Genomic DNA, 15,594 nt, shown 5'->3' on the forward strand with positions numbered 1-15,594 from the left:
ATGAACTACCTCTCCCCGGACAAGGTCTTCCTGTTCCTGGTCAACTCCTCCGGTGCGATCGCGCTGTTCGTCTGGCTCGTCATCTCGGTCTCCCAGCTGCGCACTCGCCGCAAGCTCGAAGCGTCGGGCCAGGAGCTGGAGCTGAAGATGTGGTTCTTCCCGTACCTGACCTACGCCACGATCGCCGCAATCATCGCGCTCTGCATCGGAATGCTCACTCTGGACTCGACTCGCAGTCAGATGTTCGTGTCTCTGGGACTCGCAGCGGTCCTCGTGGGTATCGGGCTCTACCGCTACCGGAACGACAAAGACACCGAAGCCTCCGGAGACACCGAAGCCGAGGTCGTACCGGCGGCCGAGGGCGCTCCCACACCCTGACGCCAATGTCCCCATCTGCGAGATACTTCGATGTCCTAGTATCGGCCACGGACGAAGAAATCGACGTGAGCACAGCAGATGGGGACAATCATGACCACACCCGAACCGATCGTCATTGTCGACGGGGCCAGGACCCCCGTCGGTAGCTTCGGCGGCGTCTTCAAGGACGTCCCCGCACACGAGCTGGGCGCCGCAGCAGCCAAAGCCGCGCTGAGCCGCGCCGGCGTTGCACCCGAAGACATCGACGAGGTCGTCATGGGCTGCATCGGCCAGGTCGGCCCCGACGCCTACAACGCACGCCGCGTGGGGATCGCCGCCGGGCTTCCCGAGAACGTCCCCGCCTACACCGTCAACCGCCTCTGTGGCAGCGGCCTGCAGGCCGTGTGGTCTGCGGCGATGCAGATGCGTTGGGGCGCAGCTGCCATTACGCTCGCCGGCGGCGACGAGAGCATGTCCCGCATGCCGTTCTACGACTTCGCTGCCCGCTCCGGCTACAAGCTCGGCGATCGCAGCCTCGTCGACGGCACCGTCGCCATGCTCACCGACCCGTTCAGCAAAGCCCACATGGGCCGCACCGCCGAAGCCGTCGCCCGCAAGTACGGCGTCAGCCGCGAGCAGCAGGACGAGTTCGCCGTCGAATCGCAGCGCCGCGCCGCTACCGACGCAGCGAAGGCAGCGTTCGCCGAGGAAATCACTCCCGTCGAGACCGGTGGCCGACGCTCGGTCACCGTCACCGAGGACGAGCACCCCAAGCCCGGAACCACCGTCGAAACCCTCGCCAAGCTGCGCCCCGCCTTCGAAGAGGGCGGATCCGTCACTGCCGGTAACGCGTCGGGCATCAACGACGGCGCAGGCGCACTCGTCCTCGCGACGGGCACCGAGGCCGCCAAGCGCGGCCTCACCGGACTCGTCACGCTCGAAACCGTCACGACGGCAGCAATGGAGCCCGGTCTGATGGGCTACGCTCCCGTGCTCGCCCTCGAAAAGCTCTTTGCGCAAACAGGATTGAAGCCGTCCGACATCGGCACCGCCGAGGTCAACGAGGCGTTCGCTTCGCAGGCCATCGCCGTCATCCGCGACAGCGGCCTGGATCCGGAGAAGACCAACCCGTACGGCGGAGCCATCGCCCTCGGACACCCGGTCGGAGCCACCGGAGCCATCCTGACCCTGCGCGCGGCCCGCGACATGGTCCGTCGCGACCTCGAATTCGGCATCGTCACCATGTGCATCGGCGGCGGACAGGCACTCGCTGCCCTGCTGAAGCGAGTATGAATCATGGCGACCAAGCGTAAGCCGTCGTGGCACGACGACGAGATCACCGCAGTAGCCGAACTGGCCCGCGGTTTCTTCGATCGTGAACTGATCGCCAAGCGTGAGCAGTGGGACGCTCAGCATCGCGTCGACCGATCCGTGTGGCTCGAAGCCGGCAAGCTCGGCCTGCTGTGCTGCTCGATTCCCGAGGAATACGGCGGGGGCGGTGGAACTTTCGCACACGATCTCGCTGTCTTCGAGGCGCAGGGCTACTGCGGTGACTACGCGCTCGGAAACTCGGTGCACAGTGGCATCGTCGCCCACTACGTGCTCGAGTACGGCAACGAAGAGCAGAAGAAGGCCTGGCTGCCTGGCATGGCGACGGGCGAAATCCTAGGCGCCATCGGAATGACCGAGCCCGGAACAGGTTCCGACCTCAAGGCCATCACCACCTCCGCGATCCGCGACGGTGACCACTACGTCGTGAACGGGTCGAAGACCTTCATCACCAACGGTGGCAGCGCCGACATGATCGTGCTCGCCGTCAAGACCGATCCCAAGGCCGGGGCCAAGGGAGTCTCGCTCTTGATCGTGGATCTTCGTGACTGCGAAGGCTTTGCCGTCGGCCGCGTGCTGGACAAGGTCGGTCAGCACGGCGCCGATACGTCCGAGCTGTCCTTCACCGACGTTCGCGTTCCGGTGTCGAATCTCCTCGGCGAGTCCGAGGGTCTCGGTTTCGGTCAGCTGATGGCGCAACTGGTGCAGGAACGCCTCATCATCGGCGCGCAGGCCATCGGCACCATCGAGCGTGCAGTCGAGGAGACCGTCGCATACACAAAGGCGCGTCAAGCGTTCGGGCACAGTCTCTTCGAGTTCCAGAACACCGCCTTCGAGCTGGCCGAGTGCCAGACGATCGCACGCACCTGCCGCGTGTTCCTCGACAATTGCATCGAGGATCACCTCAACGGCGAGCTGGACGGCGCCGACGCCGCCATGGTCAAGTACTGGCTCACCGAGCAGCAATGCGCCGTCGTCGACCGGTGCGTGCAGCTTTACGGCGGATACGGCTACATGCGTGAATACCCGATCGCGCGTATGTACGAGGACTCCCGCGTGCAGAAGATCTACGCCGGTGCCAACGAAGTGATGAAGGGCATCATCGCGAAGAGTCTTTGATCACCGGCACCGAAAACCATTGACACCGACCGGGCACCCACCGAGCATTTTCGGTGGGTGCCCTTCGTGTGTGCCTAGAGGCAGTATCGAGCTGTTCGGAAGGCAATCACTGATGAGCTTCACCATCGACGTCGGATCGGCACGCGTCACCCAACTGACCGAACTGGCGCACTGGCCATTCCCGCCGCGAGAGCTTTTTCCGCACGCGGGTGAGACGGAGTTCGAGGAAGCGTCGACGCGTCTGACACCGGAATTCTTCGACGCGGGCAGCGGTGACCTCGTACTTGCCATCCACACCTACCTGGTGGAGATCGGCGGCAAGGCCATCGTCGTCGACACCGGCAACGGCAACAGCAAGCACCGGCCGAACCTCTTGCCGCATCACATGTTCGGTACCGACTACCTCTCACGCTTTGCAGCCACCGGCGTCGCCGTGGACGACGTCGATCTGGTGGTCAGCACACATCTGCACCCCGACCACTGTGGTTGGAACACCAACCTCGACGCCGAAACCTGGCGGCCCACCTTTCCCCTCGCGACCTACATTTTCGACCGCACCGAACTGGCCGAGCTCGAACAACTCGCCGCCGACGGTCCACACGAAGGAGTGGTCTCGGATCTCGCGCAGACCTTCGAGGACAGCGTCCGTCCCGTTCTGGAGGGGGCGAAGTGGGCGGCAGTCGACGACGGGCATGTCCTGGCCGAGGCAGAAGGCACCAGCGTCGTCGTGCGCAGCGCGCCCGGTCACACACCGGGTCACATCGTGATCGAGATTCGCACCGCCGACGGTGGCGCCGTCATCTCGGGCGACGTGATCCACCATCCGATTCAGTTTCTGTACCCGGACCTCAGCCAGGGCGGTGACGCTGACCCCGACATCGCCAGGGTCACCCGCTGCGTACTTCTCGAACGCTGCGCGTCGGAGGGGCTCCTTCTACTTCCCGCGCACTTTCCGGTCGACGAACCGATCACCATCGGTTTCGATACGAGGGGTGTGCCGAGTGCGGCGGGTCTGATCGGTCTCGCAGCGTCCTGACTTGCCGCATCGGCCCTGGTGACGCATCCAACCCTCGGCTTGCGAACAGGTCCGATACCCTGGTTCATCGTGACCGCTGCAAATTCAGAGACCGCCCGTGCCCAGTACGACCTGATCGTCGTCGGTTCGGGATTCTTCGGGCTGACCATCGCCGAGCGTGCCGCTACCCAACTGGGTAAGCGTGTGCTGGTGCTGGATCGCCGTCACCACCTGGGGGGGAACGCATACTCGGAGGCAGAGCCGGAGACCGGCATCGAGGTCCACAAGTACGGTGCCCACCTGTTCCACACCTCCAACAAGAAGGTCTGGGACTACGTCACCCAGTTCACGGAGTTCACGAACTACCAGCACCGCGTCTTCGCGCTGCACAAGGGACAGGCGTACCAGTTCCCGATGGGACTCGGCCTCGTGTCGCAGTTCTTCGGTCGGTACTTCACGCCCGAAGAAGCGCGCGCGCTGATCGCCGAGCAGTCCAGCGAGATCGACTCGAAGGATGCCTCCAACCTCGAAGAGAAGGCGATCTCGCTGATCGGACGCCCGCTCTACGAAGCGTTCGTGCGTGACTACACCGCAAAGCAGTGGCAGACCGACCCCACCGAGCTGCCCGCGGCGAACATCAGCCGCCTGCCGGTCCGCTACAACTTCGACAACCGCTACTTCAACGACACGTACGAGGGTCTGCCAGTCGACGGCTACACGGCGTGGCTCGAGAACATGGCAAAGGATCCGAAGATCGAGATCCGCCTCGACACCGATTACTTCGACGTCCGCGACGAACTGCGCACCGCCAGCCCCGACGCACCTGTCATCTACACGGGCCCGCTCGACCGCTACTTCGACTACTCCGAAGGTTCGCTGGGATGGCGCACCCTCGATTTCGAGACCGAGGTTCTGCCCACCGGAGACTTCCAGGGCACCCCCGTCATGAACTACAACGACGCGGACGTCCCGTTCACCCGCATCCACGAGTTCCGTCACTTCCACCCGGAACGCCAGTACCCGACCGACAAGACCGTCATCATGCGTGAGTTCTCACGTGCCGCGGAGTCGACGGACGAGCCGTACTACCCGATCAACACTCCCGAGGATCGCGAGAAGCTCTCCGCGTACCGCTCACGCGCCAAGAAGGAGACCGCGGAGAACAAGGTTCTCTTCGGTGGACGTCTCGGCACTTACCAGTACCTGGACATGCACATGGCGATCGCCAGCGCGCTGACCATGTTCGAGAACACCCTGCGCCCGCATCTCGAATCGGGTGCGGAATTGGCAGGGGAGAGCGAATGAACGCACGTCATCTACTCGAAGGCGAAGACGCCGTCACCGGCGACGAGGTGACCTACCTCGGTAAGTCCCTGCTTCAGCGGATCATCCTGCCCCGCGCCGGTGAGCCGCTCGACGTCCGCACGTTGTACTTGGAAGAGTCCTGGTCCAACAGCCGGCGGGCGCACTCCACCTCGCGCACGTCGGTAGCGCTCGGCGCCGAGACCGAGGTCTCGTTCGCCACCTACTTCAACGCGTTCCCCGCCAGCTACTGGCGGCGCTGGTCCATCCTGAAATCGGTGGTCCTGCGTCTGGAACTGTCCGGCCACGGCCGCGTCGACATCTACCGTTCCAAGGCGGATTCCTCGCGAATTCACGTGGAAGGCAAGGAATTTGCCGACGGCGATGCTGCGGTCGAGTTCGAGGTGGAACTGGCGCCGTTCGAGGACGGTGGCTGGATCTGGTTCGACATAACCACCGATACGGCCGTGGTCGTCGAGAGTGGTGGCTGGTACGCGCCCGTCGAGGCTCCCGGCGAAGCGACTGTCGCCGTTGGCATTCCGACGTTCAACCGTCCGACCGACGCGGTCAAGGCGCTCGCCGCACTGACCTCCGATCCTCTGGTGTCAGGTGTGATCAAGGCCGTCATCATGCCGGATCAGGGCACCCGCAAGGTGCGCGACGAACCCGGATTCACCGAAGCCGCTGCAGCGCTAGGTGATCGGCTCGCCATTCACGATCAGGGCAACCTCGGTGGTTCGGGCGGATACAGCCGAATCATGTACGAGGCACTCAAGACCACCCAGTGCCAGCACATTCTGTTCATGGACGACGACATCGAGATCGAACCGGACTCGATTCTGCGTGCGCTTTCGTTCTCGCGTTTCGCGAAGTCGCCGATGCTGGTGGGTGGGCAGATGCTCAACCTGCAGGAACGAAGCCACCTCCACGTGATGGGTGAAGTGGTCAACCGCGGCATCTTCATGTGGACCGCGGCACCGAACGTCGAATACGACCACGACTTCTCGAAGAAGCCGCTGCGCGAATCGAAACTCCTGCACCGCCGCATCGACGTCGACTTCAACGGCTGGTGGATGTGCATGATCCCGCGCCAGGTCGCCGAAGAGCTCAAGCAGCCTCTCCCGCTCTTCATCAAGTGGGACGACTGCGAATACGGTTTGCGCGCAAAGAAAGCCGGATACCCGACCGTCACGTTGCCCGGTGCCGCGATCTGGCACATGGCGTGGAGCGACAAGGACGACGCCATCGACTGGCAGGCGTACTTCCACCTCCGTAACCGTCTGGTGGTGGCTGCGCTCCACATGCCGGGCAACGGCCGCGGTCTCGTCGTCAACACGGTGAAAGCAACCCTCAAGCACCTGCTGTGCCTCGAGTACTCCACCGTCGCGATCCAGAACAAGGCAATCGCAGATTTCCTCGCCGGACCCGAGCACGTCGCGAACATGCTGCCGACAGCACTCGGTGAGGTCCACGCCCAGCGCAAGGAATTCTCCGACGCCGTCGTACTGCCGTCGTCGACTGCGTTGCCGCTGCCCTCCGGTGCCGACGTCGGAGACGTGAGCCTGCCGCTGTCGACCGTCGCGAAGATCACCCGGGTCCTCAGGGCCGGAGTGCACAACGTGAAGCCGGCCAAGCCCGAACACCTCGAGCGGCCTCAGCTCAACGTGCCGACCATCGACGCGCGTTGGTTCCTGCTCTCACAGGTCGACGGTGTCACCGTCACCACGGCTGACGGTCGCGGCGTCGTCTACCGCAAGCGAAACCCGAAGCTTGCACTCGAACTGCTCAAGGAAGCCACACGGTTGCGCCGCGAACTCGCCGCCCGTTTCCCCGAGCTCAAGAAGCAGTACCAGGACGCCGTTCCTTCACTGACCAGCACGGAAAGGTGGGAACGTGTCTTCGGTATCTCCTGAAGTACGGATTCTGGCCGGGATTCAATCGACCGTCGGGCAGCTGCCCGGAGCAGTTCAGGTCGCCCGCGGCATGTCGCACTTCGGTGAGCACTCCCTCGGATGGATCGCGATCGCAGCCGTCGGAGCCGCCGTGGACAAGCCGCGCCGACGCGAATGGGCCGGAGCAGCCGTCGGAGCGTTCGGCGCACACGCCGCCTCCGTGGTGATCAAACGAGTTGTCCGGCGCAAGCGACCGTCCGATCCGTCGGTGCAGGTCAACGTCTCGACGCCGAGCAAGCTCAGCTTCCCGTCATCACACGCGACGTCGACGACGGCAGCGGCTGTGCTGATCGGTCGACTCACCGGGCTACCCTTACCGGCGTTGCTGGTGCCCCCGATGATGCTCTCGCGTCTGGTCCTGGGAGTTCACTACCCGACCGACGTACTCGCCGGAGCGGCACTGGGAGCCGCATCCGCGGCGGTAGTTCGCCGGGTCGAAGAAGCCAGAGCCGAACAGAAATGTGGAGATAAATGAGCGAGGAACCGGCTACGGTCAGCGGACCCCCGAAGTCCCTGCCCGCCGGCATCGTCAAGGCGCTTCGCCCACGTCAGTGGGTCAAGAACGTCCTTGTGCTGGCAGCGCCCATCGCGGCCGGAACCGCCACCGAAGGCGACGTGCTCCTGCCCGTCGCGCTGGCGTTCGTCGTGTTCTGCATGGCGGCATCGGGCATCTACCTCGTCAACGACGCGATGGACGTCGAAGCCGACCGTGCGCACCCCACGAAGCGATTCCGTCCCATCGCGGCCGGAGTTCTGCCCGTCAACATCGCCTACGGCATGGCAGTCGTACTGCTGGCCGCTGCGATCGGACTGTCCTTCCTGGCCAACTGGCAACTCGCCGTGGTCATGGGCGTGTACATCGTCATCCAGCTCGCGTACTGCTTCGGTCTGAAGCATCAGGCAGTCATCGACATCTGCATCGTCTCGTCGGGCTTCCTGCTTCGGGCGATCGCCGGTGGCGTTGCCGCCGAGATCGATCTCTCGCAGTGGTTCCTGCTGATGATGGCGTTCGGTTCGCTCTTCATGGCCGCAGGCAAGCGCTACGCGGAACTGCAGCTGGCCGAGAAGACCGGCGCGAAGATCCGTAAGTCCCTCGAGAGCTACACGATGACGTACCTGCGTTTCGTGTGGACGATGGCAGCGACGACGCTGGTCCTCTGCTACGGACTGTGGGCGTTCCAACAGGACGCCATCAAGGGCACCAACTGGTACGCGATCTCGATGGTGCCGTTCACCATCGCGGTGCTGCGATACGCGGTGGACGTCGACGGCGGCGAAGCCGGAGAGCCTGAGGAGATCGCGCTCGGTGACCGGGTGCTGCAACTCCTCGCGATTGCGTGGATCGGAGTAGTGGGTGTCGCTGTCTACCTCGTCTGAGCCACGCACCGAGGCCGACCCGCACGTCGACACTGCGGCGAATCGCACCACCCTCAGTCGAGGAGTTTTTCTCGGCGGGGTGGTGCTTGCTGCTGCCCTCATGTTCTGGGGTGCGTGGGAGCGTCGCTGGATTGCCGACGACGGACTCATCGTCTTGCGAACCGTCCGCAATCTGCTGGCGGGAAACGGCCCGGTCTTCAATGCGGGTGAGCGTGTCGAGGCGAACACGAGTACCGCCTGGACGTACATCGTCTACGCGTTCAGCTGGCTCACGCAGATCCGCCTCGAATACGTCGTCCTGACGATAGCCCTGGTCCTCTCCACTGCGGCTGTCGTGTTGGCGATGCTCGGTACCGGTCGTCTGTACCGTGGCGTGCGGCCGTCGGCGGGAGGAACGATCCTGCTGGTTCCGGCAGGTGTTCTCGTCTACATCGCGGTTCCGCCTGCACGAGATTTCGCCACTTCCGGGCTCGAAACGTGCCTGGTGATCTTCTGGATCGCGCTCCTGTGGCTACTGCTCGTTCGGTGGGCGCAGGCGTCGACGCCGTCTACAGCGTCAATCCTGACTCTCTCGTTCGTGGCCGGCCTCGGACCCCTGGTTCGACCCGAGATGGCGATTCCCGGTGCCGCCGCGTTGATGATGATCGTTCTCTCCGCAGGGCTGACCTGGAAGATTCGCGCCCTGATCGTGGTCGTCGCCGGACTTGTCCCGGTGGGCTACCAGATCTGGCGAATGGGCTACTACGCCCTGCCGTACCCGAACACCGCGGTGTCGAAGGACGCCGGTGGCGCGAAGTGGGCACAGGGTTTTGCATACCTGTGGAACCTCGTCGGGCCATACCTGCTCTGGCTGCCGCTGCTGTTCCTTCTCATCGGTGCACTGCTGCTCTTCTGGCGAAGCCGAGCGGACACACCAGCCACCGCCACCGATCAACCAGCACGCCCGCTGTGGCAGCGCTTTCAGCAGTTCCTGCGCACGCCGCGGGCGATTGTCACCTTCATTCTCGGCAGTGGGCTGATCCTCGGGATCTACTCGCTGCGCGTCGGCGGCGACTTCATGCACGGCCGCGTCCTGTTGCCGGTGCTGTTCTGCCTGCTCATCCCTGTCGCGGTCATTCCGTTGCGGGTTCCTGCCCGGTCAGCGTTCGGCAGTAACCGCGACACCGCCATCTTCGGTGTCTCGGCTGTGCTGTGGATCGGCACGATCATCTGGGCTTTCTTCGCAGCCAACACGACGGGTATGCCGGAAGGCTCCGTGGTGGGTCGCTCGGGAATCGTCGACGAGCGCGCGTTCTACGCACTCAACACCGGTCACAAGCATCCGATCCTCGCCGAGGACTACCTCGACTATCCACGGATGCGTGCCATGGTCGAGACCATCGCACGGACCCCGGAGGGTGGGCTGCTGCTGCCGTCGGCGAGCTACGACTCCTGGTTTGTCGTCCCACCGCCCGGACCGCTCGAAGAGCCGGCCGAGCACGTCGTCTTCTTCCTCAACCTCGGTATGACGAGCATGAACGTCGGCCTCGACGTCCGGGTGCTTGATCAGATGGGGTTGGCGTACCCGCTGGCAGCTCACACCGAGCGACTGGAGGACGGCCGGATCGGGCACGACAAGAATCTCTATCCGGACTGGGTGGTCGCGGACACGGGAATGATCGACGTTCGCCCGTGGCTGCCGTTCTTCCTCGACGAGGACTGGGTTGCGGACGCAAAGCTGGCCATCACCTGCCCGGAAACGCAGGAGTTGCTGACGTCGTACCGCTCCGAGCTGACCTGGGCCAGATTCAAACAGAACTTCCAGCAGGCATTCGACTTCGCGAAGTACCGATTCGACCGGGTTCCGGCCTACGAATTGGAACGCTGCGGGCTCGTGCCACCAGAGCCACTCAAGTGATGTGATCAGCATCACCAGCGGTTGAAGGTTTCAATATTTCGATTCAGTAACACCGAATCGATTGGCCACGATGTACTCGAAGACGATTCACCTAACCTGAATCGCCCCCCAAGGGGTGACGACGGTGTCGCTCGCGGACTGGGACGTAACGGTCTGTCTATTTGTCACAGCTGAACCTGTGACATAAAGTCCAGCGAGCGCAGTGTGACTTGGAAGAGGTCCGCTGCCGACCTGAACTTGTTCAGGCTGGCAGAAAAGCCTGTTCCCCGACGGAATCCGCCGGAACCACTCACCGAGTGGGTGCCGCAGACGAAGAGAGAGAGCAGTATCCATGCGTTTTGCCAGAAAGAGGCTGACCCAGCGCCTCAAGCACCGAGCGTTGGCCATCGGTGCCGCAGCACTTGTGCTTCCCCTTGCTGCAGGTGTTGCCGGTAGTGCTGTCGCCTCTGCTGCGCCCGCGCACACTGCTCCCAGCCGCACCGTCCAGTCGGGCGGATACGAAGAGCTGTGGGTGCCCTCCTCGATGGGCAACATCAAGGTCCAGGTCCAGTGGGCCGCTCGCGGCGGAAACGCTGCCCTCTACCTCCTCGACGGCCTGCGTGCGCGTAACGACGCCAACGCGTGGAGCTTCGAGACCAATGCGATGGATCAGTACCGCAACGACAACATCACCCTCGTGATGCCCGTCGGTGGCGAGTCCAGCTTCTACAGCGACTGGTATGCACCGTCGAACTTCAACGGCCAGCAGATCACGTACAAGTGGGAAACGTTCCTCACGCAGGAACTGCCCAACTTCCTCGCGAACTACGGCGTTTCGCCCACCAACAACGCGGTTCTCGGCCTCTCGATGGGTGGCAGCGCTGCTCTGACGCTGGCTGCTTACCACCGTGACCAGTTCAAGTTCGCCGGCTCGCTGTCGGGCTACCTGAACATCTCGGCTCCCGGCATGCGCGAGGCAATCCGCGTCGCAATGCTCGATGCCGGTCGCTTCAACGTCGACTCCATGTGGGGACCGCCGTGGAGCCCGTCCTGGCTGCGCAACGACCCGTTCGTCTTCGCACCGCGTCTGCAGGGCCTGTCGATGTACATCTCGTCGGCAAGCGGCCTGCCCGGTGAATACGACCAGCCGCGCGCACCGATCGACTACTACAACACGGCTAACGGCATGGGCCTCGAAGCTCTCGCCCTGGTCAACACCCGTGCATTCCAGATCCGCATGAACTCGCTGGGTATCCCGGCCACCTACAGCTTCCCGTCCAACGGCACGCACTCGTGGCCGTACTGGTCGGCAGAGCTGTGGAAGGCTCGCGGCCAGATCCTCGACACCATGAACGCTTGGTGATCGTGCGCGATCCCGTGACCTAGTCACTTCACCAGTGCCGTTCCGGACTCCTCGAAGGAGAACCGGGACGGCACTTGTGTATTCAGGTGCTGCACGAGCGCCGGATGTCAGTAACAATTGCACCACCAGTAACAGCGCGGCTACCCCAAGCGGGGATCGTTTGCGTGTAGAAATAGTTTCAACGGGGGTCTGGCTGCTCAGGCGGCTCCACGATCGACGCGCGGACCGAACGTAAGGAAAGAGAGTGAGCTCATGCGAGTAGGCCTTGCCAGGGAGGACCGTCGCCGGTCCCGGGCAACCTTCCGGACAAAGGTCGTCGGCGCACTGGCAGCGATGCTGGTCCTGCCGATCGCCGCGGGCTTGACGACCGCCGGAACCGCGGGAGCGGCGCCGGCACCTGCTCAGGCCGCACCGGCCGTGACCCAGAACCCCACCGGAGCAGCGGTCACGAAGGTCGACTGGCTCAGTGAGCGTCGCGTCGCGTTGTGGGTGAACTCTCCCGCGATGGGCACCCCGATTCAGGTGCAGATCCTCTTGGCCCGCGATTGGAACGTCAATCCGTCGGCCAGCTTCCCCTCGGTCTGGATGCTCGACGGTCTTCGCGCGACCGACAACGAGAACGCCTGGACCTACGAAACCGACGCAGAATCCTTCTACGCCGACAAGAACGTCAACGTCATTCTTCCCGTCGGCGGTCAATCCAGCTTCTACTCCGACTGGCTCCAGCCCGACAACGGCAAGAACTACCAGTGGGAGACGTTCCTGACCAAGGAACTGCCCTCCATTCTCGAAAAGGACTGGCGGACCACGCAGACGCGCGGAGTCGTCGGACTGTCGATGGGCGGAACGTCCGCGATGTTCCTCACGGCGCGCAACCCCGGCTTCTTCAAGTTCGCCGCGTCGCTGTCCGGCATCCTCACCACCACTTCGCTCGGCATGCCTCAGGCAATCCAGTTCGCGATGACCGACGCCGGTGGATACAACTCCGCCGCGATGTGGGGACCGCCGTCCAACGCACAATGGGCTGCACACGATCCGTACGCGCTCGCCGAGAAGCTCAAGGGCGTCAGCCTGTACGTCTCCAGCGGTAGCGGTACGACCGGTCCCTACGACCAGCCGTCGGGAATTCCCGGCGTGAGCACCAACTACGCAGGCATGGGCCTCGAGATCCTCGCTCGCCTGACCTCGCAGACCTTCGCGACCAAGCTGAACCAGCTGGGAATCCCCGCGCAGGTCAACTACCGCCCGTCCGGTACCCACTCGTGGCCGTACTGGCAATTCGAGCTTCATCAGCTGTGGCCGCAGTTGGCGGGCGCCATCGGCGTCGAGGTCGAGAAGCCGGCTTGCGGCACATCGGGCGAGATCGGTGCGACGGCTGCAGCCAACGGTTGGATCGGCGACTGCATCACCCCCGAGTACAGCGTCGGGGGTGGCCTGGCACAGGACTTCCGCAACGGTCGCATCTACTTCACCAGTGGAACCGGCGCTCAGCCCGTCGCCGGTCGTATCGCCGGCGCGTACATGAACACCGGAGCAGCGGCCGGCCCGCTCGGCTTCCCGCGTACTCCCGAACTCGGTACGCCCGACGGGCGCGGACGCTTCAACCACTTCCAGAACGGCTCCATCTACTGGACCCAGCAGACCGGCGCTCACCCCGTCAGCGGCGACATCCTCGCCGAGTGGTCCGCACAGGGATGGGAAGGTGGCCCGCTCGGCTACCCGACCGCCGACGAGATCGCGACCCCCGGTAAGCCAGGCAAGGTCCAGGGATTCGAGATCGGCGCGATGTACAGCAGCGCCAACGGAACTCACGCGGTTCTCGGAATGATCATGGGCAAGTACGGCGAACTCGGCTGGGAAAACGGCTGGCTCGGATTCCCGAAGTCGAACGAGGTCCCCGTCAAGGACAACGGACGCTTCACCGAGTTCGAGGGCGGCAACATCTACTGGAGCCCCGGCACCGGTGCTTGGTCCGTCGAGAACGGCCCGCTCTTCGACGGTTGGAAGAGCGTCGGCTACGAGGGTGGACGACTCGGATTCCCGATCAGTGACAAATTCGACATTCCCGGTGGTGTCCAGCAGAACTTCCAGTTCGGCTACATCACGGTGATCGGTGACAAGACAGAAGTTCACTAACTCACAGTGGTGCACGACGGGCGGGCCCGATCACGGATCGGTGCCCGCCCGCGTGCGTTGCGTAACCTGTTGATGGACTTTCGACTGAAGGCAAGGACGGACATTGATGTCGCTTTTCTCGGGTAACCGAAACACTTGTGCACGCGCGATCGCGGTCGGCGCCCTGGCGCTCGTCACCGGTGGCGCACTTGTCGCGTGCGGTAGTGACGACTCCACTGCAACCTCCAATCCGGTCACCACGACGTCCGCTGCGGCTTCGTCCTCGAGCGGATCGGCGTCTGCGTCCGCCTCTGCGACCACGACGGCTTCGGCTACCCCCACCAGTCCGGGAGCCGCGGCCACCGCGCCGCCGGAGCAGCCACAGAGCATCGAAGGCTTTCCGGGTCCCACAGTCGTCGAGGTCAGCCCTGAGGCACAGAAGTTCCTCGACGGACTGAAGGCGAAGGGCATCACCCCGGCCGGCGACGGAAGCATCGCCGTCAACACGGCCAATTACATCTGCGCTGCCGGTCCTCAGACCGACGACGAGGTCCTGACATTCGTGACCGCCTTCGTCGGCCAGGAAGCGTCGGCGGAAGGTAAGCAGATCACTCCCGATCAGGCAGGTGCGAACGCTCAGATCTACATCGACGTCGCCAACGCCACCTACTGCAAGTAGGCGCGGGAAATGGCGAGGTCTGGAAAGCGTCGTGGGTGCCTGATCCCGCTGCTGATCATTCTTGTGGTCGCAGCGGTCGTGATCGGCGGTTGGTACATCCTGGCCGGGCGGGTGCCTTCGCCGACTCCGATCCCGCCGAGCCCGGAGCCGCCGGTGTCTCAGCCGGCCAGCTGCCCCGATGTCCAGGTAGTAGCCATACCGGGTACGTGGGAGTCGAGCGCTACCGACGACCCGTACAACCCGACGGCCAATCCGGCGTCGTTGATGCTGAACGTGACCCGTCCTCTGCAGGAGAAGTTCGATACTTCACGGGCAGACGTCTACACCGTTCCGTATGTCGCACAGTTTTCGAATCCGGTTGCGATCCCGCCGGACGGACAGCAGTCCTACAACAACAGTCGGGCCGCGGGAACTGCTGCCACCAACGACTTTCTGACGAAGCGGCACGCCGAGTGCCCGCTCACGAGCTACGTCCTGACCGGATTTTCCCAGGGTGCGGTGATCGCGGGTGACGTCGCAGCGAGTATCGGCGACGGCACCGGCGCTGTGCCTGCCGATCTGGTTCTGGGCGTCGGCCTGATCGCCGATGGTCGGCGCGATCCGGCGTTCGGGAACACCGTTGGCCCGAGCATTGCCGGTGTCGGCGCCGAGCTGTCGCTGAACGGGCTGAAGCTTCCCGGTCTCACGATGACCGGCCCGAGGCCTGGCGGATTCGGTGATCTCAACGGCCGAACCTATCAGATCTGCGCGCCCAGCGACGGTATTTGCGACGCTCCGGCCGCTGCTCTCAATCCGACTAACTGGTTGAGTTCGGCGCCGCGACTGCTCGAGTACTACAACAATCCTGTGCACGCGATGTACAACTCCTTCCAGGTCGATCCGAACGGCACGACGGCCACCCAGTGGATGGCACAGTGGGCTGCGGAGAAGATCGACGCCGCGCCGACGCCGCCTCACAGTTGAGACGCCGCCGCGCAGTTGATTCGTCACAATCGGGCGTCTCGGGAGTTCTGTCCCGGGTAATCTGCTCCTTTGGTCCCGGTAGAGTGCTGCACGGTCCGGGGGCGTCCTCTACAGTGCTCTCACGTAAGTGACTGGCGAGTAGGTTCG

The 15,594-nt window shown here is 63.9% G+C and carries 12 protein-coding genes and 1 pseudogene; all 13 read left to right on the plus strand.

From position 1 onward, the window contains the following. Positions 1-378, plus strand: a pseudogene (locus QM716_RS23050) (amino acid transporter); the annotation flags it as partial. A gap of 90 nt (positions 379-468) precedes the next feature. After that, the gene (locus tag QM716_RS23055; protein WP_007731825.1) at positions 469-1,650 is read left to right on the plus strand and encodes a thiolase family protein; all 1,182 of its coding nucleotides are present in this window, start codon (positions 469-471) and stop codon (positions 1,648-1,650) included. A gap of 3 nt (positions 1,651-1,653) precedes the next feature. Continuing rightward, on the plus strand, positions 1,654-2,805 hold the full coding sequence (locus QM716_RS23060) for an acyl-CoA dehydrogenase family protein (RefSeq protein WP_283306458.1): 1,152 nt from the start codon (positions 1,654-1,656) through the stop codon (positions 2,803-2,805). A 112-nt stretch (positions 2,806-2,917) separates the two neighbouring features. After that, entirely contained in the window at positions 2,918-3,841 is a 924-nt protein-coding gene (locus QM716_RS23065) for an MBL fold metallo-hydrolase (RefSeq protein ID WP_283306459.1), read from the plus strand. A 69-nt stretch (positions 3,842-3,910) separates the two neighbouring features. After that, entirely contained in the window at positions 3,911-5,125 is a 1,215-nt protein-coding gene (gene glf / locus QM716_RS23070) for a UDP-galactopyranose mutase (protein ID WP_283306460.1), read from the plus strand. After that, entirely contained in the window at positions 5,122-7,035 is a 1,914-nt protein-coding gene (locus QM716_RS23075) for a glycosyltransferase (RefSeq protein ID WP_283306461.1), read from the plus strand. The genes glf and QM716_RS23075 overlap by 4 nt, the downstream gene beginning before the upstream one ends. Next, the gene (locus QM716_RS23080; protein WP_283306462.1) at positions 7,016-7,549 is read left to right on the plus strand and encodes a phosphatase PAP2 family protein; all 534 of its coding nucleotides are present in this window, start codon (positions 7,016-7,018) and stop codon (positions 7,547-7,549) included. The genes QM716_RS23075 and QM716_RS23080 overlap by 20 nt, the downstream gene beginning before the upstream one ends. Next, positions 7,546-8,451 carry a decaprenyl-phosphate phosphoribosyltransferase gene (locus QM716_RS23085; RefSeq protein ID WP_283306463.1) on the plus strand — a complete coding sequence of 302 codons (906 nt, stop codon included), beginning with the start codon at positions 7,546-7,548 and terminating at the stop codon, positions 8,449-8,451. Before QM716_RS23080 ends, QM716_RS23085 begins: the two co-directional genes overlap by 4 nt. Beyond that, positions 8,429-10,348 carry an arabinofuranosyltransferase AftB family protein gene (locus QM716_RS23090; RefSeq protein WP_283306464.1) on the plus strand — a complete coding sequence of 640 codons (1,920 nt, stop codon included), beginning with the start codon at positions 8,429-8,431 and terminating at the stop codon, positions 10,346-10,348. The genes QM716_RS23085 and QM716_RS23090 overlap by 23 nt, the downstream gene beginning before the upstream one ends. 331 nt (positions 10,349-10,679) lie before the next feature. Continuing rightward, entirely contained in the window at positions 10,680-11,690 is a 1,011-nt protein-coding gene (locus QM716_RS23095; RefSeq protein ID WP_283306465.1) for an alpha/beta hydrolase, read from the plus strand. A gap of 252 nt (positions 11,691-11,942) precedes the next feature. Beyond that, complete coding sequence (locus QM716_RS23100) at positions 11,943-13,826, plus strand: alpha/beta hydrolase-fold protein (protein WP_283306466.1); 1,884 nt, start codon at positions 11,943-11,945, stop codon at positions 13,824-13,826. Positions 13,827-13,932: 106 nt separating this feature from the next. After that, positions 13,933-14,484: a DUF732 domain-containing protein gene (locus QM716_RS23105; protein WP_283306468.1), complete on the plus strand. Its 552-nt coding sequence runs from the start codon at positions 13,933-13,935 to the stop codon at positions 14,482-14,484. A 9-nt stretch (positions 14,485-14,493) separates the two neighbouring features. Next, positions 14,494-15,447: a cutinase family protein gene (locus tag QM716_RS23110; protein WP_283306470.1), complete on the plus strand. Its 954-nt coding sequence runs from the start codon at positions 14,494-14,496 to the stop codon at positions 15,445-15,447. Positions 15,448-15,594: the final 147 nt, after the last annotated feature.

Source organism: Rhodococcus sp. IEGM 1409 (assembly GCF_030056735.1).
In the GTDB taxonomy this organism is placed as follows: Bacteria; Actinomycetota; Actinomycetes; order Mycobacteriales; family Mycobacteriaceae; genus Rhodococcus_F.